This is a genomic window from Marinoscillum sp. (assembly GCF_040222955.1).
Taxonomy (GTDB): domain Bacteria; phylum Bacteroidota; class Bacteroidia; order Cytophagales; family Cyclobacteriaceae; genus Marinoscillum.
The window spans coordinates 284,518-299,453 of the sequence record NZ_JAVKCA010000011.1 but is presented as its reverse complement, the minus strand read 5'-3'; the positions used below and the strand labels follow the sequence as shown (position 1 = coordinate 299,453).

The window sequence follows — 14,936 nt, the reverse complement described above, 5'->3', positions numbered from 1 at the left end:
TTTTCAGTTGGCAAATGATAATTTTAGGGCCGAAGAAAAGACCCAAACGCCTCGATGAATAAATATCTAAAACTTTTCCTGTTTGCTTTTGCCATTTCGGGAAGCATAATTGGATATGAGGCGTCAGCATCGGATCTTTCCCAGGATCATCAGGAAGTGACCAATGAGGGCACTACCGAAACGGTAGGTGACCATGCGGAAGAAGCGCATCACGGTCCAGCGGGCTGGAGCGTGATCCCTTTCGCCGTATTACTCCTGATGATTGCTACCGGCCCGCTTTTTTACGAGCACTTCTGGCACAAAAATTATCCCAAAGTTGCGGTGGCCTTGGCGGTGGTTGTGGTGGCCTATTATCTTTTTAGTCTGGGCAATCATCACAGTCCGGTACATGCGCTGTTTGAGTATGTACAGTTCATTGCCTTGCTTACAGGACTTTTTGTGGCATCAGGTGGCATCATGATCATCGTGGACAAGAAAGCCGCACCCCTTACCAATGTTGCGCTGCTGGCCTTTGGTGCGGTCATTGCCAACATCATTGGTACCACTGGTGCTTCCATGCTTCTGATCCGGCCTTTTATACGACTGAATAAAAACAGGATCAAGTCTTACCACATCATCTTCTTCATCTTTGTCATCAGCAATATTGGGGGCTCACTCACTCCTATTGGTGATCCGCCGCTCTTCCTTGGTTTTTTGAAAGGGATTCCTTTTTTCTGGACACTCTCTCATAACCTTTTGCCATGGGTTTTTGCCATTATCATCTTGCTGATCGTTTTCTATTTTATGGATAAAGGAAATAAGGCGGATTACTCCTTTGGGGAGGAAATAGCCACTCCTACCGGAAAGATCGGTCTACGGGGATCAAGAAACTTCATCTGGCTGGCTGTAGTTGTGGGGGCGGTTTTTCTGGATCCCAATGTGTTTCCCTGGGTGCCGGGCATTCATTACGAAGGTCAGAAGTTTTCTTATATCCGTGAAATCATCATGCTGGCAGCCGCATATCTTTCCTACCGGTTTGCAGACAAACAAGCACTCAGTGGCAATGATTTCAGCTTTGAGCCCATTCGTGAAGTGGCCTTCATCTTTGTAGGAATTTTCGGCACGATGATGCCTGCACTGGAGCTGGTAGGAAATTTTGCCAAATCGCCGGAGGGCGCGGCGCTTATCACACACAACACACTGTATTGGGGTACCGGATTGCTTTCCGGGTTTTTGGACAATGCCCCAACTTATGTGAACTTCCTTACCGCGGGAATGGCGGCAGATGGCGCCAGTATCAACAAGGTCTCTGAGGTAATCGGTTATGCCCAGGGGGGATATGCCAATTCTATACTGGAGCTCAAAGCGATCTCTATCGCAGCGGTATTCTTTGGAGCCATGACCTATATAGGCAACGGTCCAAATTTTATGGTGAAGTCCATTGCAGAGCAGGTGGGTATCAAAATGCCTTCGTTTTTCGGATACATCCTTCGTTTCTCGATCCCTTTTCTGGTCCCTCTGCTGGTGATCGTTTGGTTAGTTTTCTTCTACTTCGAATGGATCTAGCTCCACTGAAGCCTTAAAACAAGGCTTCGTGAAGTTTGATCAGTGCTTCTCTCTTATATTCCTCAGCCACCAGCAATGAAATATTATTTCGGCTACCGCCGTAGGAGATCATTCTGAGTGGCACTTCATCCAGCGCATTGAAGATAGCACTGCCCACTCCTTTGCGTTCAGCAATGAGGTCGCCTACGATGCATATGATCGTCTGATTCTTATCAATCTCTACTGTCCCGTATTTTGAAATTTCGGCCTTGATCTCTTTAAGAAACTCCGAATTGTCAATGGTGAGCGACACGGCAATCTCAGAAGTAGTGATCATGTCTATTGGCGTCTTGTACCTTTCGAAAACCTCGAAGATTTTCTTCAGGAAACCATAGGCCATCACCATGCGACTCGATTTGATTTTGATAGCCGTAATGTGATCTTTGGCCGCAATGGCCTTCACCGCCTCAGGCTCCTGCTCTGCTGATATCAGCGTGCCATGGGCAGCAGGGTCCATGGTATTTTTGATCCGCACCGGCACTTCATGCATCTGAGCCGGAACGATACAATGCGGATGCAGCACTTTAGCGCCAAAATAGGCCAACTCACTAGCTTCCTCAAAACTCAATCGGGCAATGGGATGAGTGGTCTTGATAATCCGGGGGTCGTTATTGTGCATCCCGTCTATGTCCGTCCAGATCTGAACTTCTTCGGCACCTAAAATGGCCCCAATAATGGTAGCAGAATAATCACTCCCCCCTCTTCTAAGATTGTCTATTCCTCCGGCCGCATTCCGGGCGATATACCCCTGGGTGATGATGATGTTTTCCTTTTGGCCAGCCAATAAATGGTCTAGTTTGACCTTGGTGGTTTTCAAATCCGGTTCGGCTTCTTTATCGAGGGTCATGAAATCCTGCGCCATGATCATCTCGCAACGCTTACCCGTCATTTTGAGGTAGTCGGTGAAAAACCGTGTGGAGAGGATCTCGCCCTGAGCGACCAACATCTTGGCTACCTGATCAGAATATTTCTGATGGGTCAGCTGCTCAATGTTATCAAAAATCTCATCCACAAAAGCAGTATTGGCAGAAGCAAAGTCCTCCTTTGGGAAGAGTGTTCGTACAAAGTCGTAATATTTTTTCCTCAGCTCTTTAGCCACTGAAATGGCTTCCTCACGTTGATCATTGGCACAGAACTCGCCAATGGAAACAAGGATATTGGTAGTGCCTGATACCGCGGATAACACCACGATTTTCTTACCAGAAACCCCTGTAATGATCTCCGCGACCTCTTGCATTCTTTCCGGGGAGCCTACTGAGGTCCCACCAAACTTTAAAACTTTCATCCCTAAAACCTTGATTTATTTTACACTCAACATTTTCACTGCTGTGGCAGCAGCTTCATCTCCTTTATTGCCATGTCTGCCTCCGGCACGATCCATGGCTTGTTTTTGGGTTTCTGTTGTCAGCACTCCGAAGATCACAGGCTTGTCATATTTCAATCCTACTTCTGTGATCCCATTGGCACAAGCCTGACAGATAAAATCAAAGTGTCGGGTTTCACCTTGAATGACGCAGCCAAGGGTGATCACTGCATCAATATCGTTTCTTTTGGCCATCCACTGCGCTCCCAGACTGAGCTCAAAGCTTCCGGGTACATTCATCCGCTCTATGTGCTCACGGGTAGCACCCAATGCTATGAGGGTCTCAAACGCTCCGGAGTAAAGGGCCTCTGTGACCTCTTCGTTCCACTCGGAAACCACTATACCAAACTTAGCTCCGGAGATATCCCTGATCCCTGAAGTCTTATTGTCACTGAGATTTTTTAACGCTGTAGCCATAAAGCAAAAAAAGGGATAAAGCTAGCTGCCTTATCCCTTAGATTTCATGTTTTGAAATTCTAAAATATTAATTGGCAGCCAGTCCCTGTAATCTGGCCTTCTGTTTCTTGGCTTCCTGCACTAATGAAGAATTCGGAAACTCATCTACAATCTTACCATAAGACTTGGCCGCAGCGGCAAAGTCGCCATTGTTTTCCTGTGCGATGGCTGCTTTCTGCAGGTATATCGGAGAATACTGCTCATTTGACTTATAGTCAGCAGCCTTCTGATAAGCAGACGATGCTGAAGCATAATCTTCCAACTCCATGTGCGCATCTCCTATCAGCGCATACGCTCTGGCTTGCACCAGGTAGTCTCCACTGCTGAAATCAGAAAGATATCGGAGCGCAGAAGAATAATCACCCATTTTCAAATAGGTAGCACCAGTGTAAAAGCTGGAAAGGTTCGCAGCATCTGTACCTGAATAGTCTTCGATGATGTCAAGGAAACCGTAGTTGATCCCGTCGCCATTCAGTGCTTTACCGAGGCTATCTGCTTCGAAGTAATAAACCGCCTGGAACATTTCTTCCTGGGCTTCCAGGTTTTGGTTGGTGATATAGAACCTGTAAATCAGAAATACAGCCACCAAAGCAGCCAACACTCCTCCTACACCAAAAACAAGGGTTTTATTCCGCTTGCTGTTAAAAAATTCCTCAGCCTTGCTCGCCAGTACATCAGGATCTTCCAGGAATTCAATCCCCTCTTCCTTCTTGGTTTTAGTTTTAGCCATTAGTCAATTCAAAATTTTAAGGACGCAAAGATATACTTTTTTATACTTTTTGTATTAATCCATTATAAATGGATAATTATCTTCAGCATACACGTCTGTGTAGGCCTCTGACGCATCTGGAAATTCGGAGTTTTCTGCAAAATCCACGCATTCCTGCACCCTTTCTTTGATGTTGTTATCGATTTCTTTCAGATCGGCTTCTGTAGCGTATTTCCTCTTAAGGATTACGTCGCGCACCTGCTCGATCGGATCTTTCTTCTTGTATTCCTCCAGTTCCTCTTTGGTTCGGTACTTAGCCGGGTCAGACATGGAGTGTCCTTTGTATCGGTAGGTTCTAAACTCGAGGAGGGTGGGGCCGTTGCCTTTTCTGGCACGCTCTGCTGCCTCGGCCACCGCATGGTGAACAGCTTCTACAGACATGGCGTCCACAGCACTGGATGGCATGTCATAGGCTTCACCCAATTTATATAGTTCGGTTACGTTGGAGGTCCTTTGTACTGAGGTCCCCATGGCATAACCATTGTTTTCGATCACAAAAATAACAGGAAGCTTCATGGTCATGGCGATGTTGAGGGCCTCATGAAAGGCTCCCTGACGTACTGCTCCATCTCCCATGAAGGTCATGCAGAGGTTATCTGTGCCGTTGTATTTTTCAGCAAAAGCGATACCTGCTCCCAGCGGAACCTGAGCACCTACGATACCGTGACCTCCAAAAAAGCCATTCTCTTTGTCAAACATGTGCATGGAGCCGCCTTTTCCTTTCGAAATACCGGTGGCTTTTCCGTAAAGCTCAGCCATGATGGTGCGGGGATCACTTCCCAAAGCAATCGGGTGGGCATGGTCTCTGTAAGCGGTGATGTATTTATCCCCTTTTTGCAAAGCAGATACTGCACCTGCCATACAAGCCTCCTGCCCGATGTACAAATGACAGAACCCACGGATTTTTTGCTGCCCGTATAGCTGCCCTGATTTCTCTTCGAATCTTCGCATAAACTGCATAGACTCAAACCACTCCATGTATTGTTCCTTACTGAATTCTTCCTTTTTTGACTTTGATTTGGCTGCCATGTCCCTTAAGGTTTGTCTATATGATTAGTTTTGTGCCTTCCGTACCCTTCAAGCTGTGCGAAATTAACCGAAAAAGGCCTTGCTGCAAAATGTATGAAGCTCAATAGCCTCAAACTCTCTCAATTTAAGAATTACCAGGAGGTGAAAATCAGCTTTTCTGAAGGAATTAACTGCATTCTGGGTAAAAATGGAATGGGAAAAACCAATCTTCTGGATGCCATCCACTACCTATCCATGACCCGCAGTGCGCTAAACAGCATTGACCAGCAAAATATTTCACATGGAGAAAAATACTTTGCCATCAACAGTGAGTTCACTTTGCAAGGCAAGCAGGTAGGAATCAACTGCTACTTTGAGCAAGGGAAGAAAAAAGTCTTCAAAGTGGATGGCAAGGAAATGGAAAAACTGAGTGACCACATCGGAAATGTACCAAGCGTGCTCATTTTGCCAGACGACACAGAGATCATCAAAGAAGGCAGTGAAGTTCGCAGGAAGTTTTTTGACAGTGTGATCTCCCAGCACGACCGGACATACCTGGAGCTACTCATGAATATGCAGCGATTGCTCAAGCAGCGTAATAGTTTCCTGAAAAGCAACGATGGCAACCTCAAAATCAATTACAACCTGATCAATGTCTATGACGAAGCGCTCCTCCCCATATTTAGATCTATAGTGGATAAGCGAACCGCCTTCATCGAGCATTTTGCTCCATTTTTCTCAGAAAATTATGCGTTGATCTTCGAAGGGGAAGAGGTCCCGAACATCATCTACAAGTCAGAAGTGACGGAGGACCATTTTGAGGAGAGTTACCAAAAGGGTTTACAGAAAGACATTGTGCTACAGAGAACCAACAAGGGCGCCCACAAGGATGATTACGCATTCAAACTCAATGACCGCCCGATCAAAAAATTCGGATCTCAGGGTCAGCAAAAGTCATTTATCATTGCGCTGAAGCTGGCTGAGTACGATTACCTAAAGGCTCAGAAAGGATTTGAGCCGCTCCTCCTCCTGGATGATATTTTTGACAAACTGGACGATGACAGGATAGAGCGTTTGATTACCTTGCTCACTGATTCGGGGCGTTTTTCACAAATCTTCATGACAGATGCACGAGCGGAACGCTCGCGGGCGTTTTTCAAAGCTCATGATGACCGAATTTCATTTTACGACATTGCCAACGGAGCTATTCAATGACCAAAGACAACTCTCATACATTCACCAGTGCCTTCAGGAAGTTTCTCACCCACGAAAAACTGGATGTGCGCTATCGGGAGAAATTGCTTGTAGAATCCTGGGAAACAATCATGGGTAAGCCCATAGCTTCCCGAACTACCAGCTTGTTTTTAAGGGAGCGCATTTTGTTTGTGAAGTTTTCCTCAGCTCCACTTAAGCAGGAGATGGTCAACAACAAAGAGCGGGTAAAAAGCCTGATCGAAAAGGATTTTGGGGATTTGGTGGACGATATTCGTTTCCTCTAATTTTCCAGCGCAGGTTCGGGGAATTTCTCCCTTAAAGGAATGGCCCAGCCCACATAAAAATTGAACTGCACGCCGGTGTTGTCTTCGTACAAACCAAAGCCCGGCACATCGTAGGGTGCCATAGTGCCGATGTTGTCCACTTGCCTGAGCACCTTGTACCGAATGGTGTAGCCCAGATAGAGGTTGCTCCATACATTGGCATTGAGGCCCACCGTCAGTTCCAACCACCGGGCTTTCAGGTCCGGATTGGCATCTTCCACCTGCAGGTCACCAAAGAACCCCCCGGTTTTAAGATAAGAAAGTTCATCGCTGAACTGCGCCTGCCCATATCTGAGCCCAAAAGTGAGTGAATTCCCTTTGGCATTGTTTTTCAAAAAATTAACCTCCGGACCAAAGCTGAAATAGGATCCTTCATTTTTATAGCTATAGAGCTCCCCTCTGCTGGTCTTCTGTGTGCCGTACTCCGCCGCAAAGAAAAACTGATCAAAATCGATGAGCGCCTGATAGCCCGAGCCACTTCTATCTGCGCCAAAAAGGGATATTCCGACAGGAACGGCATCTACACTCAACTTGAGCATGGAAGGCCTGAAATCCCGGGGCTCTTTGGGAAGCTGGCTGTTGGTCTTTTGAGTGTTACCGGATGGTTGTGGACGCTGACCAGCCGGACGCTGTGCAAATACTATGGTTGTAGAAAATAAAATGCTCCCAAGTACCACCGCAGCCATTTTGAATCCGCAAGCTAAACTCCATTGCTCTTGTCCTCTCCGTCTCTCTTCCATCACAAATAAATCTCAAGATTGGTGGTCACCACCTTGTCCAACACATTATTGACCATGGCCACCGAATCAAAATTGGGGCTGTAGGCGGTATCCAGTTTGTAAGAATAAACAGGATCGCACTCGTCATAGTATATTCTCAAATGGGGCTTGTATTCCATCGTCAGCTCATAATCGATCGAGTCTGTTTCAAACAGATAGGTCACCCTGGTATCCGCCGGGTTCAAAAAAAGGCCGGTAACCACGATGGTGTCATCGTCTATGTTGTCCTCCATGGTGGAGATATTGTAATTAGAGACATCCGGCTCGTAAATTCTCATAAAGGCCACTTCTTTCACTGTTTTGACTGTGGTATCGGCCCTGTAAAACCGGACTACAGAATAATCGGTACTCGTCTCCAGCGTACAGTCCTTGATCTCCTGGCAACTTACTGCCAGCCAAACACCCAACATTAGTACAATTCCTGACCTCATATTTTCTCGAAACGCGTAAAGTTATAATAACCAATAGGTAATGAACTTATTATAGGGGCCATTTTGTATTAGCTTTGCAGTTTTATTTGGAAGAGACGTGAAGACTAAAGGACTAAAGAAAGATAAGGTAAACATTGTCACATTGGGATGCTCCAAGAATCTGGTGGATTCGGAGGTGATGCTTACTCAGCTGAAAGGCAACAGTATCAACGCCTCACATGAGTCGGTAAAAGATGACGCCAACATCGTGATCATCAACACCTGTGGGTTCATTGACAATGCTAAACAAGAATCCATAGACACCATTCTCCGGTATGTGGATGCCAAAGAAGAAGGAATCGTGGAGAAGGTTTATGTGACGGGCTGTCTTTCTCAGCGCTACCGCGACGATCTCCAAAATGAAATTCCTGAAGTGGATGCCTGGTTTGGCACCATGGAGTTACCACTTCTGCTAAAGAAATTCAACGCTGATTATAAGCACGAGCTCATCGGTGAGCGAATCACTACCACTGATCGCCACTATGCATACCTCAAAATTTCCGAGGGATGTGATCGACCCTGTAGTTTTTGTGCCATCCCCATCATGCGGGGTAAGCACGTTTCCAAACCCATAGAGCAGATCATCAAAGAAGCTCAGTCCCTGGTGAAAAACGGCACCAAAGAAATCCTCCTCATTGCACAGGACTCTACTTACTATGGCCTGGACATTTACAAAAAACGTAACCTGGCTGAGCTTTTGGATAAACTCGCTGACGTAGAAGGCCTGGAGTGGATTCGTCTTCACTATGCATTCCCGACCGGTTTTCCTGAAGATGTACTGGATGTGATGGCCAAGCGAAGCAACATCTGCAAATACCTGGACATTCCGCTGCAGCACGGCAGCACAGAGATGCTCAAAATCATGCGACGTGGTACCACGCGTGAAAAAACCGAGCAGCTCCTCAAGACCATTAGGGAAAAAGTACCGGGTATTGCCATCCGGACGACATTGATAGCAGGTCACCCTGGAGAAACCGAGGCTGAATTCGAGGATATGCTTGATTTCGTTCAAAAATCAAGGTTTGAGCGGCTGGGAATATTCCCTTATTCGCACGAAGACAATACCCATGCCTACTCCATGGAAGACAATGTGCCAGAAAATGTAAAACTTGAACGCGCCGAGCGCGTTATGGAGTTACAAGAATCTATTTCTGAGGAGATCAACAGTGAAAAAGTGGGCAAAACCCTACGGGTGCTCATCGACAGAAAAGAAGGTGGTCAGTTTATCGGCCGCACCGAGCACGACTCCCCGGAGGTAGATAACGAAGTGCTGGTCGATGCCAGCGAGCATTATCTGAGGGTTGGTGATTTTGCCAACATCCTCATCGAAAAAGCTACCGCATTTGATCTCTACGGAAAACCGGTAAACTAACGCATGAAATTAGAGCAAGTCAATCTGGAAGAAACGGAGTGTTTTTCCTCGATATTTATTGATTACATCCAGCAAAAAGAGGCCCTGAAGCCTTTTTACGACACCTTCCCCACTGTCCAAAACTTCGAATCACTCATAGAAAAGAGGCAACTGCCTATGAGCCACCGCACCACCCTGGTGTCGCTGCTCGCCGAGCAATATGGCCCCCTTCCGCACTCAGAAACGGTGGAGTTTAACATTCACAGCCTCACCAATGAGAAAACCTTCACAGTCACCACAGGACATCAGCTGAACATTTTCACCGGTCCGCTCTACTTCATCTACAAGATCGTGACGGTGATCAACGCCTGCAAGCAACTAAAAGCAGCTTATCCGAAATATCATTTTGTGCCCGTATACTGGATGGCCACAGAAGATCACGACCTGGCAGAGATCAACCATTTCAATCTCTTCGGTAAGAAATATGAATGGGACACCCCGCAAACAGGTCCGGTGGGCAAAATGAAGCCCCACTCTCTCAATGCGCTCATCGACTCGTTGCCGGAGGCCGTTCCTCTTTTTGAGAAGGCCTACCTGGACCATGACCGACTGGCCGATGCTGTCCGATTTTACGTCAATGAACTCTTCGGGGATCAGGGACTGATCGTGGTAGATGCCGATCACAAAAAACTCAAACACCTTTTTGCTCCTGTCATCAAAAAGGAATTGTTTGAAAACACCTCTAATGAACTTGTGAGTGCCACCTCTCAAAAGCTGGAGGCTGCCGGTTATAAAAACCAGGCCTTTTCCCGAGAGATCAACTTTTTCTATATGGAAAATGGCCTCAGGGAACGAATAGTGCGAGAGGGTGAGCAATTCAAAGTGCTCAACACAGATAAAGTGTTTTCCGAAACTGAAATGATTGACTTGCTCGATAAACACCCGGAGCATTTCAGTCCCAATGTGATCATGCGACCCCTGTATCAGGAGGTGATTTTACCTAACCTGGCCTATGTGGGTGGGCCTGCCGAAATCGCCTATTGGCTTCAGCTAAAAGATGTTTTCGACCATCACGAAGTATTCTTCCCGGCGCTAATGCCGCGAGTGTTCGGCCTCATTGTGAACAAGGCCAACGAGAAAAAAGTCCAGAAATTGAAACTTACGGGAAAACAGCTTTTTCAGTCTGCTCATAAGCTCAAGGAAATGTACCTCCAAAAACATGGAGAAAACGGCTATGAGTTGACCGATGAGCGAAAGGTGATGGACATGGTGTTTAACCGGATAAAAGCCAAAGCAGAGGAAATCGATGGCTCGCTCACGGGCTTCATCGGAGCGGAGGGGGCCAAAACCTTCAAAACACTGGAGAATATAGCCAAACGTCTGAAAAAAGCCGAAGAGCAAAATAACGAAACGGCAATGTCTCAGATCGATAACATCAAAGAGAAGCTTTTTCCTGGCAACGGGCTACAGGAGCGTCATGATAATTTTCTTAACTTTTCCCTGAACAATCCCGGATTTATTCCGGAGCTGCTGGAGAAATTTGATGCTTTCTCTTATCGCTTTCATATACTCCACGATGTGTAAATGGCCAATGAGAAAGCACAAATAAGACGAGGCGTCCTGCACAACAGGCGCATGCTGGTTTCGGAGGTTTTTTCCAAAAGAAACATGGAGGTGGTCACGGCCGCCTCACAGCTTATCTCCCAAAAAGGCGCTCGATGTGTCCATTGCTTTCTTCCCATTGCCCGTAACAAAGAGGTGAACACCTGGCCGCTGATTGCGTTGCTCTCTAAAGCAAAAACTGAGGTCGTGGTCTCCGCCACAGATTTTGAACGCCAAACGATGAGTCACTTTGTCTATACCAGGGACCTTTTGTTCGAGGACGATCAATTTGGGATTCCCACCCCCATGGAAGGGACTCCGGCAAACCTGGATGAGATAGACCTGGTACTGATCCCTATGCTGGCCGCTGATAAGCTGGGCAACAGAATAGGATATGGCAAGGGCTATTATGACCGCCTGTTGACCGAAATGGCTCCCGGTGTGTTAAAAGTGGGACTTACCCTGGGGCCACTGTTTGATCAGTTTGATTTTGCAGAAGCCCACGACATTCGCCTGGATTACTGCATCACACCCCAACAAACTTTGAAATGCCATGAGTGAAAACACGGATATACTGATCATAGGAGCCGGCCCGATTGGCCTGGCCTGCGGGATCGCCGCACAGGACGCCGGGCTGAGCCATACCATTATTGATAAGGGGTGCCTGGTTAACTCTATTTATAACTATCCGCACAACATGACTTTCTTTTCCACCTCTGACCGGTTGGAAATTGGTAATGTGCCTTTCATCTCTCATAACCCCAAACCCACACGTCCTGAGGCGCTGGAATATTACCGAAGAGTGGCCACTTCTCGTCAGCTCAATACGCGCCTTTATGAAAATGTACTGGAGGTGAAGAAGGAGAAAAACAACTTCCGTGTAAACACCTCCAAGCAGACTTACTCCGCCAGGGCCATCATCATCGCCACAGGATTTTACGACTTACCTTATCTGCTCAACATTCCCGGTGAGGAACTCCCCAAAGTAAAACATTACTATGATGAGCCTCATCCTTATTTTGACATGCGGGTAGCAGTGGTTGGAGCCGCCAATTCGTCAGTGGACGTGGCGCTGGAAACTTTTCGAAAAGGAGCCAAAGAGGTAGTCATGGTCGTACGTGAAAAAGAAATCAATCCCCGGGTGAAGTATTGGGTGCGACCCGACATTGAGAACCGAATCAAAGAAGGGTCAATTAAAGCCTATTTTGAATCTCAGATTACGAGAATAGATGAAAAATCCATTGAGGTGAAAACCCCGGAAGGCGACATCACCCTGCAAAATGATTTTGTTCTGGCCATGACCGGATATCAGCCTGATTTCACCTTCCTGAAGAATATAGGGATCAGCATCGGAAAGGATGAATATATGACCCCTGCATACAATGCGAACACCATGGAAACCAATGTGGAAAATGTCTACCTGGCGGGTGTCATCTGTGGTGGGCTGAAGACCAATGCCTGGTTTATAGAAAACTCCCGGGTGCATGCGGAGATGATTGTGAATGACCTGCGATCCAAAATCAGCTAATCTTTCGGAGATTAACCCCCTTTTCGACGGCAGACTGAAAATTTAACCGGGTTTTCTGAACAACTTTAAGAACAAACCGTTTTTATCCAAGGTCAAAAAACTCAATCTGCCTTGAAAAAACTAATACTCACCCTCCTGAGCGGCCTCTTTTTATTCTCCGCTTCAGGTCAGGAAAAATTTACCATCAGTGGCTACGTCAGGGATCAGTCAGATGGCGAAACGCTCATCGGTGCCACCGTACTCATTCGAGAGCTCAGCAGCGGCAATATCACCAATGTCTATGGATTCTATTCCATCACCATTCCTCCGGGGGAGTACTCCGTAGAGTACCGGTATATCGGCTACCAGCCCATTCAAAAATCGGTCTCCTTAAATCAGAATGTGCGCCTGGATGTGGAGCTCATTTCCACCGAACAGAAGCTGCAGGAAGTAGTGGTCACCGCCAAGCCAGAAGACGAAAATGTGTCCAGCATGGAAATGAGCACCGCAGAACTGGATATCACCACTATTCAGAAGATTCCCGCCTTTCTGGGTGAGGTGGACGTGGTGAAAAGCTTACAGCTGCTCCCGGGAGTCACCACCGTAGGTGAAGGGGCCTCCGGCTTCAATGTGCGTGGCGGAAGTGTGGGCCAGAATCTCATTCTTCTGGACGAAGCACCTGTTTACAACTCCTCCCACATGTTTGGGTTCTTTTCGGTGTTTAACCCGGATGCGGTAAAGGATGTAAAGCTCTACAAAGGTGGTATTCCTGCGGAGTATGGCGGCAGACTCTCCTCTATTCTGGATGTACGAATGAAAGAAGGGAACATCAAAAACTATGAAGTAAACGGCGGCATAGGCACCATCTTTAGTCGCTTTGCTGTGGAAGGGCCCATTGCCAGGAATAAGTCTTCCTTCATTTTGGCAGGCCGCAGGTCATACATCGATGTACTGGCGCAGCCTTTTCTCAAAAACAACGATCTGGATGGTGTAGGGCTTCGCTTTTATGACCTTACGGGAAAAACCAACTACTATATTTCCGATAAAGACCGGGTATACCTTTCCGGTTATTTGGGTCGGGACGTCTTTAAATTTGATGCCAACCAGGGCTTTGACTGGGGGAATAAAACCGCCAGTCTGCGATGGAACCATTTGTTCAACGACCGGATTTTTTCGAACACTACGCTTTTCCTGAGTGACTATGACTACTCCTTTCAGGTGGGCGAAACGAAAGATGACCTCTTTAGCTGGAAGTCAAGAATCCTGACATACAATTTCAAAGAACAATTTTCCTATTTCATCAACACCTCCAATGAGCTCTCCTTTGGTGCAGAAGCAATTCTCTACAGGTTCAAACCTGCTGAGGTTTTGGGGGTAAGCGATGGTGAAGAAAGTGACATCAGCCTGGACGAACGTAAGAGTGTGGAAACGGCCATCTATCTGGGGAATACCCAAAAGATAAGTGATCGGCTTTCCCTGCAGTATGGGGTTCGCCTCTCAGGGTTTCAGTACCTTGGTGAGGGGTCCATTTATTACTATGAGGACACTGAAGAGAAAGGGGAAAGAAGACCGGTCTCTGATATAGGAGAAGCTGATAATTGGGAGACCATCCAGTTCTATTCAAACCTGGAACCTCGTTTTTCCTTTAAGTACAGTGTGAACCCATCCACTTCTATCAAGGGTAGCTACAACCGGATGAGCCAGTACATTCACCTGGTCTCCAACACCACGGCTTCTCTACCTACAGATGTCTGGACGCCAAGCACAAACAACATAAAGCCGCAGCTGGCCGATCAGGTGGCACTGGGAGTCTTTAAAAATTTCCTTAATAACCAGCTGGAAACGTCCATTGAAGTCTACTATAAAGAATCGCAAAACCAGGTGGACTACATAGATGGAGCGGAAATTCTGATCAACAGGTTTCTGGAAGGCGATCTGCTTTCCGGTGAAGGAAGAGCCTATGGTGCCGAGTTTTTTGTGAAGAAAAACTCGGGCAAGATTAACGGCTGGATCAGCTACACACTAGCCCGCACAGAGCTGAAGGTAGAGGGGATCAATGAAGGAAACTGGTACCCCACCCGATTTGATCAGACACATAACCTCAAAGTAACTGCTAACTATGACTGGAGTGAAAAATGGTCGCTTTCGGCTAATTTCACTTTTATCACCGGCACACCCAATACGCTACCCTCCTACCGATATGAAAATCAGGGTTACACCATACCGGGTGTTCTGGGTAGAAATAACGGGCGCATTCCAGACTATCACCGACTGGACCTCTCAGCTACCTGGTACATGCGCACCATCAAGTCTGACGGTTCACCCAAAAAGCTGCGGGATCACTGGGTCTTCACTGTCTATAATGTATACGCCCGTAGAAATCCCTTCTCTATCTACTTTGCGCAGACAGACGATCTGAGTGTGGCCGGTCAGTCCGTCACACAGGCCAATCAGGTTTCTATATTGGGGACATTCGTACCTGCTGTTTCTTATAATTTTAAATTTTAAT

Annotated in this window: 14 protein-coding genes; 8 read left to right on the top strand and 6 right to left on the bottom strand. The window is 46.8% G+C overall.

The window, feature by feature from the left end; all coding sequences use genetic code 11:
• The first annotated feature begins 54 nt into the window (after nt 1-54).
• Nucleotides 55-1,545 (top strand): sodium:proton antiporter, encoded by a 1,491-nt coding sequence (locus RIH33_RS11135; protein WP_406654815.1) that lies wholly within the window; start codon nt 55-57, stop codon nt 1,543-1,545.
• Between the two features lie 13 nt (nt 1,546-1,558).
• Here the strand turns inward: RIH33_RS11135 and RIH33_RS11130 are convergent, their stop codons facing one another.
• From RIH33_RS11130 to pdhA, 4 genes are all read right to left on the bottom strand, one after another.
• Nucleotides 1,559-2,869, bottom strand: a complete 1,311-nt coding sequence (locus RIH33_RS11130) for an aspartate kinase (protein WP_406654814.1) — start codon at nt 2,867-2,869, stop codon at nt 1,559-1,561.
• A gap of 15 nt (nt 2,870-2,884) precedes the next feature.
• Nucleotides 2,885-3,364, bottom strand: coding sequence for a 6,7-dimethyl-8-ribityllumazine synthase (gene ribH, locus RIH33_RS11125; protein ID WP_406654813.1), 480 nt, complete (start codon nt 3,362-3,364; stop codon nt 2,885-2,887).
• A gap of 67 nt (nt 3,365-3,431) precedes the next feature.
• Complete coding sequence (locus tag RIH33_RS11120) at nt 3,432-4,133, bottom strand: tetratricopeptide repeat protein (RefSeq protein WP_406654812.1); 702 nt, start codon at nt 4,131-4,133, stop codon at nt 3,432-3,434.
• Nucleotides 4,134-4,187: 54 nt separating this feature from the next.
• Nucleotides 4,188-5,201, bottom strand: a complete 1,014-nt coding sequence (gene pdhA / locus RIH33_RS11115; protein ID WP_406654811.1) for a pyruvate dehydrogenase (acetyl-transferring) E1 component subunit alpha — start codon at nt 5,199-5,201, stop codon at nt 4,188-4,190.
• A 93-nt stretch (nt 5,202-5,294) separates the two neighbouring features.
• Between pdhA and recF the strand changes: the two genes are divergently transcribed.
• Together recF and RIH33_RS11105 are read left to right on the top strand one after the other, a co-directional pair.
• Entirely contained in the window at nt 5,295-6,395 is a 1,101-nt protein-coding gene (gene recF / locus RIH33_RS11110; RefSeq protein ID WP_406654810.1) for a DNA replication/repair protein RecF, read from the top strand.
• Nucleotides 6,392-6,679, top strand: coding sequence for a DUF721 domain-containing protein (locus tag RIH33_RS11105; RefSeq protein ID WP_406654809.1), 288 nt, complete (start codon nt 6,392-6,394; stop codon nt 6,677-6,679). The genes recF and RIH33_RS11105 overlap by 4 nt, the downstream gene beginning before the upstream one ends.
• On the opposite strand, the gene RIH33_RS11100 is transcribed toward RIH33_RS11105, so the two are convergent.
• Together RIH33_RS11100 and RIH33_RS11095 are read right to left on the bottom strand one after the other, a co-directional pair.
• Nucleotides 6,676-7,458, bottom strand: a complete 783-nt coding sequence (locus RIH33_RS11100; protein ID WP_406654808.1) for a DUF6048 family protein — start codon at nt 7,456-7,458, stop codon at nt 6,676-6,678. The genes RIH33_RS11105 and RIH33_RS11100 overlap by 4 nt on opposite strands.
• Nucleotides 7,458-7,928: a hypothetical protein gene (locus RIH33_RS11095; protein ID WP_406654807.1), complete on the bottom strand. Its 471-nt coding sequence runs from the start codon at nt 7,926-7,928 to the stop codon at nt 7,458-7,460. The genes RIH33_RS11100 and RIH33_RS11095 overlap by 1 nt, the downstream gene beginning before the upstream one ends.
• Nucleotides 7,929-8,025: 97 nt before the next feature.
• Here RIH33_RS11095 and rimO point away from each other — a divergent pair, with 97 nt between their 5' ends.
• From rimO to RIH33_RS11070, 5 genes are all read left to right on the top strand, one after another.
• Complete coding sequence (rimO, locus tag RIH33_RS11090; RefSeq protein ID WP_406654806.1) at nt 8,026-9,339, top strand: 30S ribosomal protein S12 methylthiotransferase RimO; 1,314 nt, start codon at nt 8,026-8,028, stop codon at nt 9,337-9,339.
• 3 nt (nt 9,340-9,342) lie between these two features.
• Complete coding sequence (gene bshC / locus RIH33_RS11085) at nt 9,343-10,902, top strand: bacillithiol biosynthesis cysteine-adding enzyme BshC (protein WP_406654805.1); 1,560 nt, start codon at nt 9,343-9,345, stop codon at nt 10,900-10,902.
• Nucleotides 10,903-11,481 carry a 5-formyltetrahydrofolate cyclo-ligase gene (locus tag RIH33_RS11080; protein WP_406654804.1) on the top strand — a complete coding sequence of 193 codons (579 nt, stop codon included), beginning with the start codon at nt 10,903-10,905 and terminating at the stop codon, nt 11,479-11,481.
• Nucleotides 11,474-12,448 carry a YpdA family putative bacillithiol disulfide reductase gene (locus RIH33_RS11075; protein WP_406654803.1) on the top strand — a complete coding sequence of 325 codons (975 nt, stop codon included), beginning with the start codon at nt 11,474-11,476 and terminating at the stop codon, nt 12,446-12,448. The genes RIH33_RS11080 and RIH33_RS11075 overlap by 8 nt, the downstream gene beginning before the upstream one ends.
• A 111-nt stretch (nt 12,449-12,559) precedes the next feature.
• Nucleotides 12,560-14,935: a TonB-dependent receptor gene (locus RIH33_RS11070; protein ID WP_406654802.1), complete on the top strand. Its 2,376-nt coding sequence runs from the start codon at nt 12,560-12,562 to the stop codon at nt 14,933-14,935.
• Nucleotide 14,936: the final 1 nt, after the last annotated feature.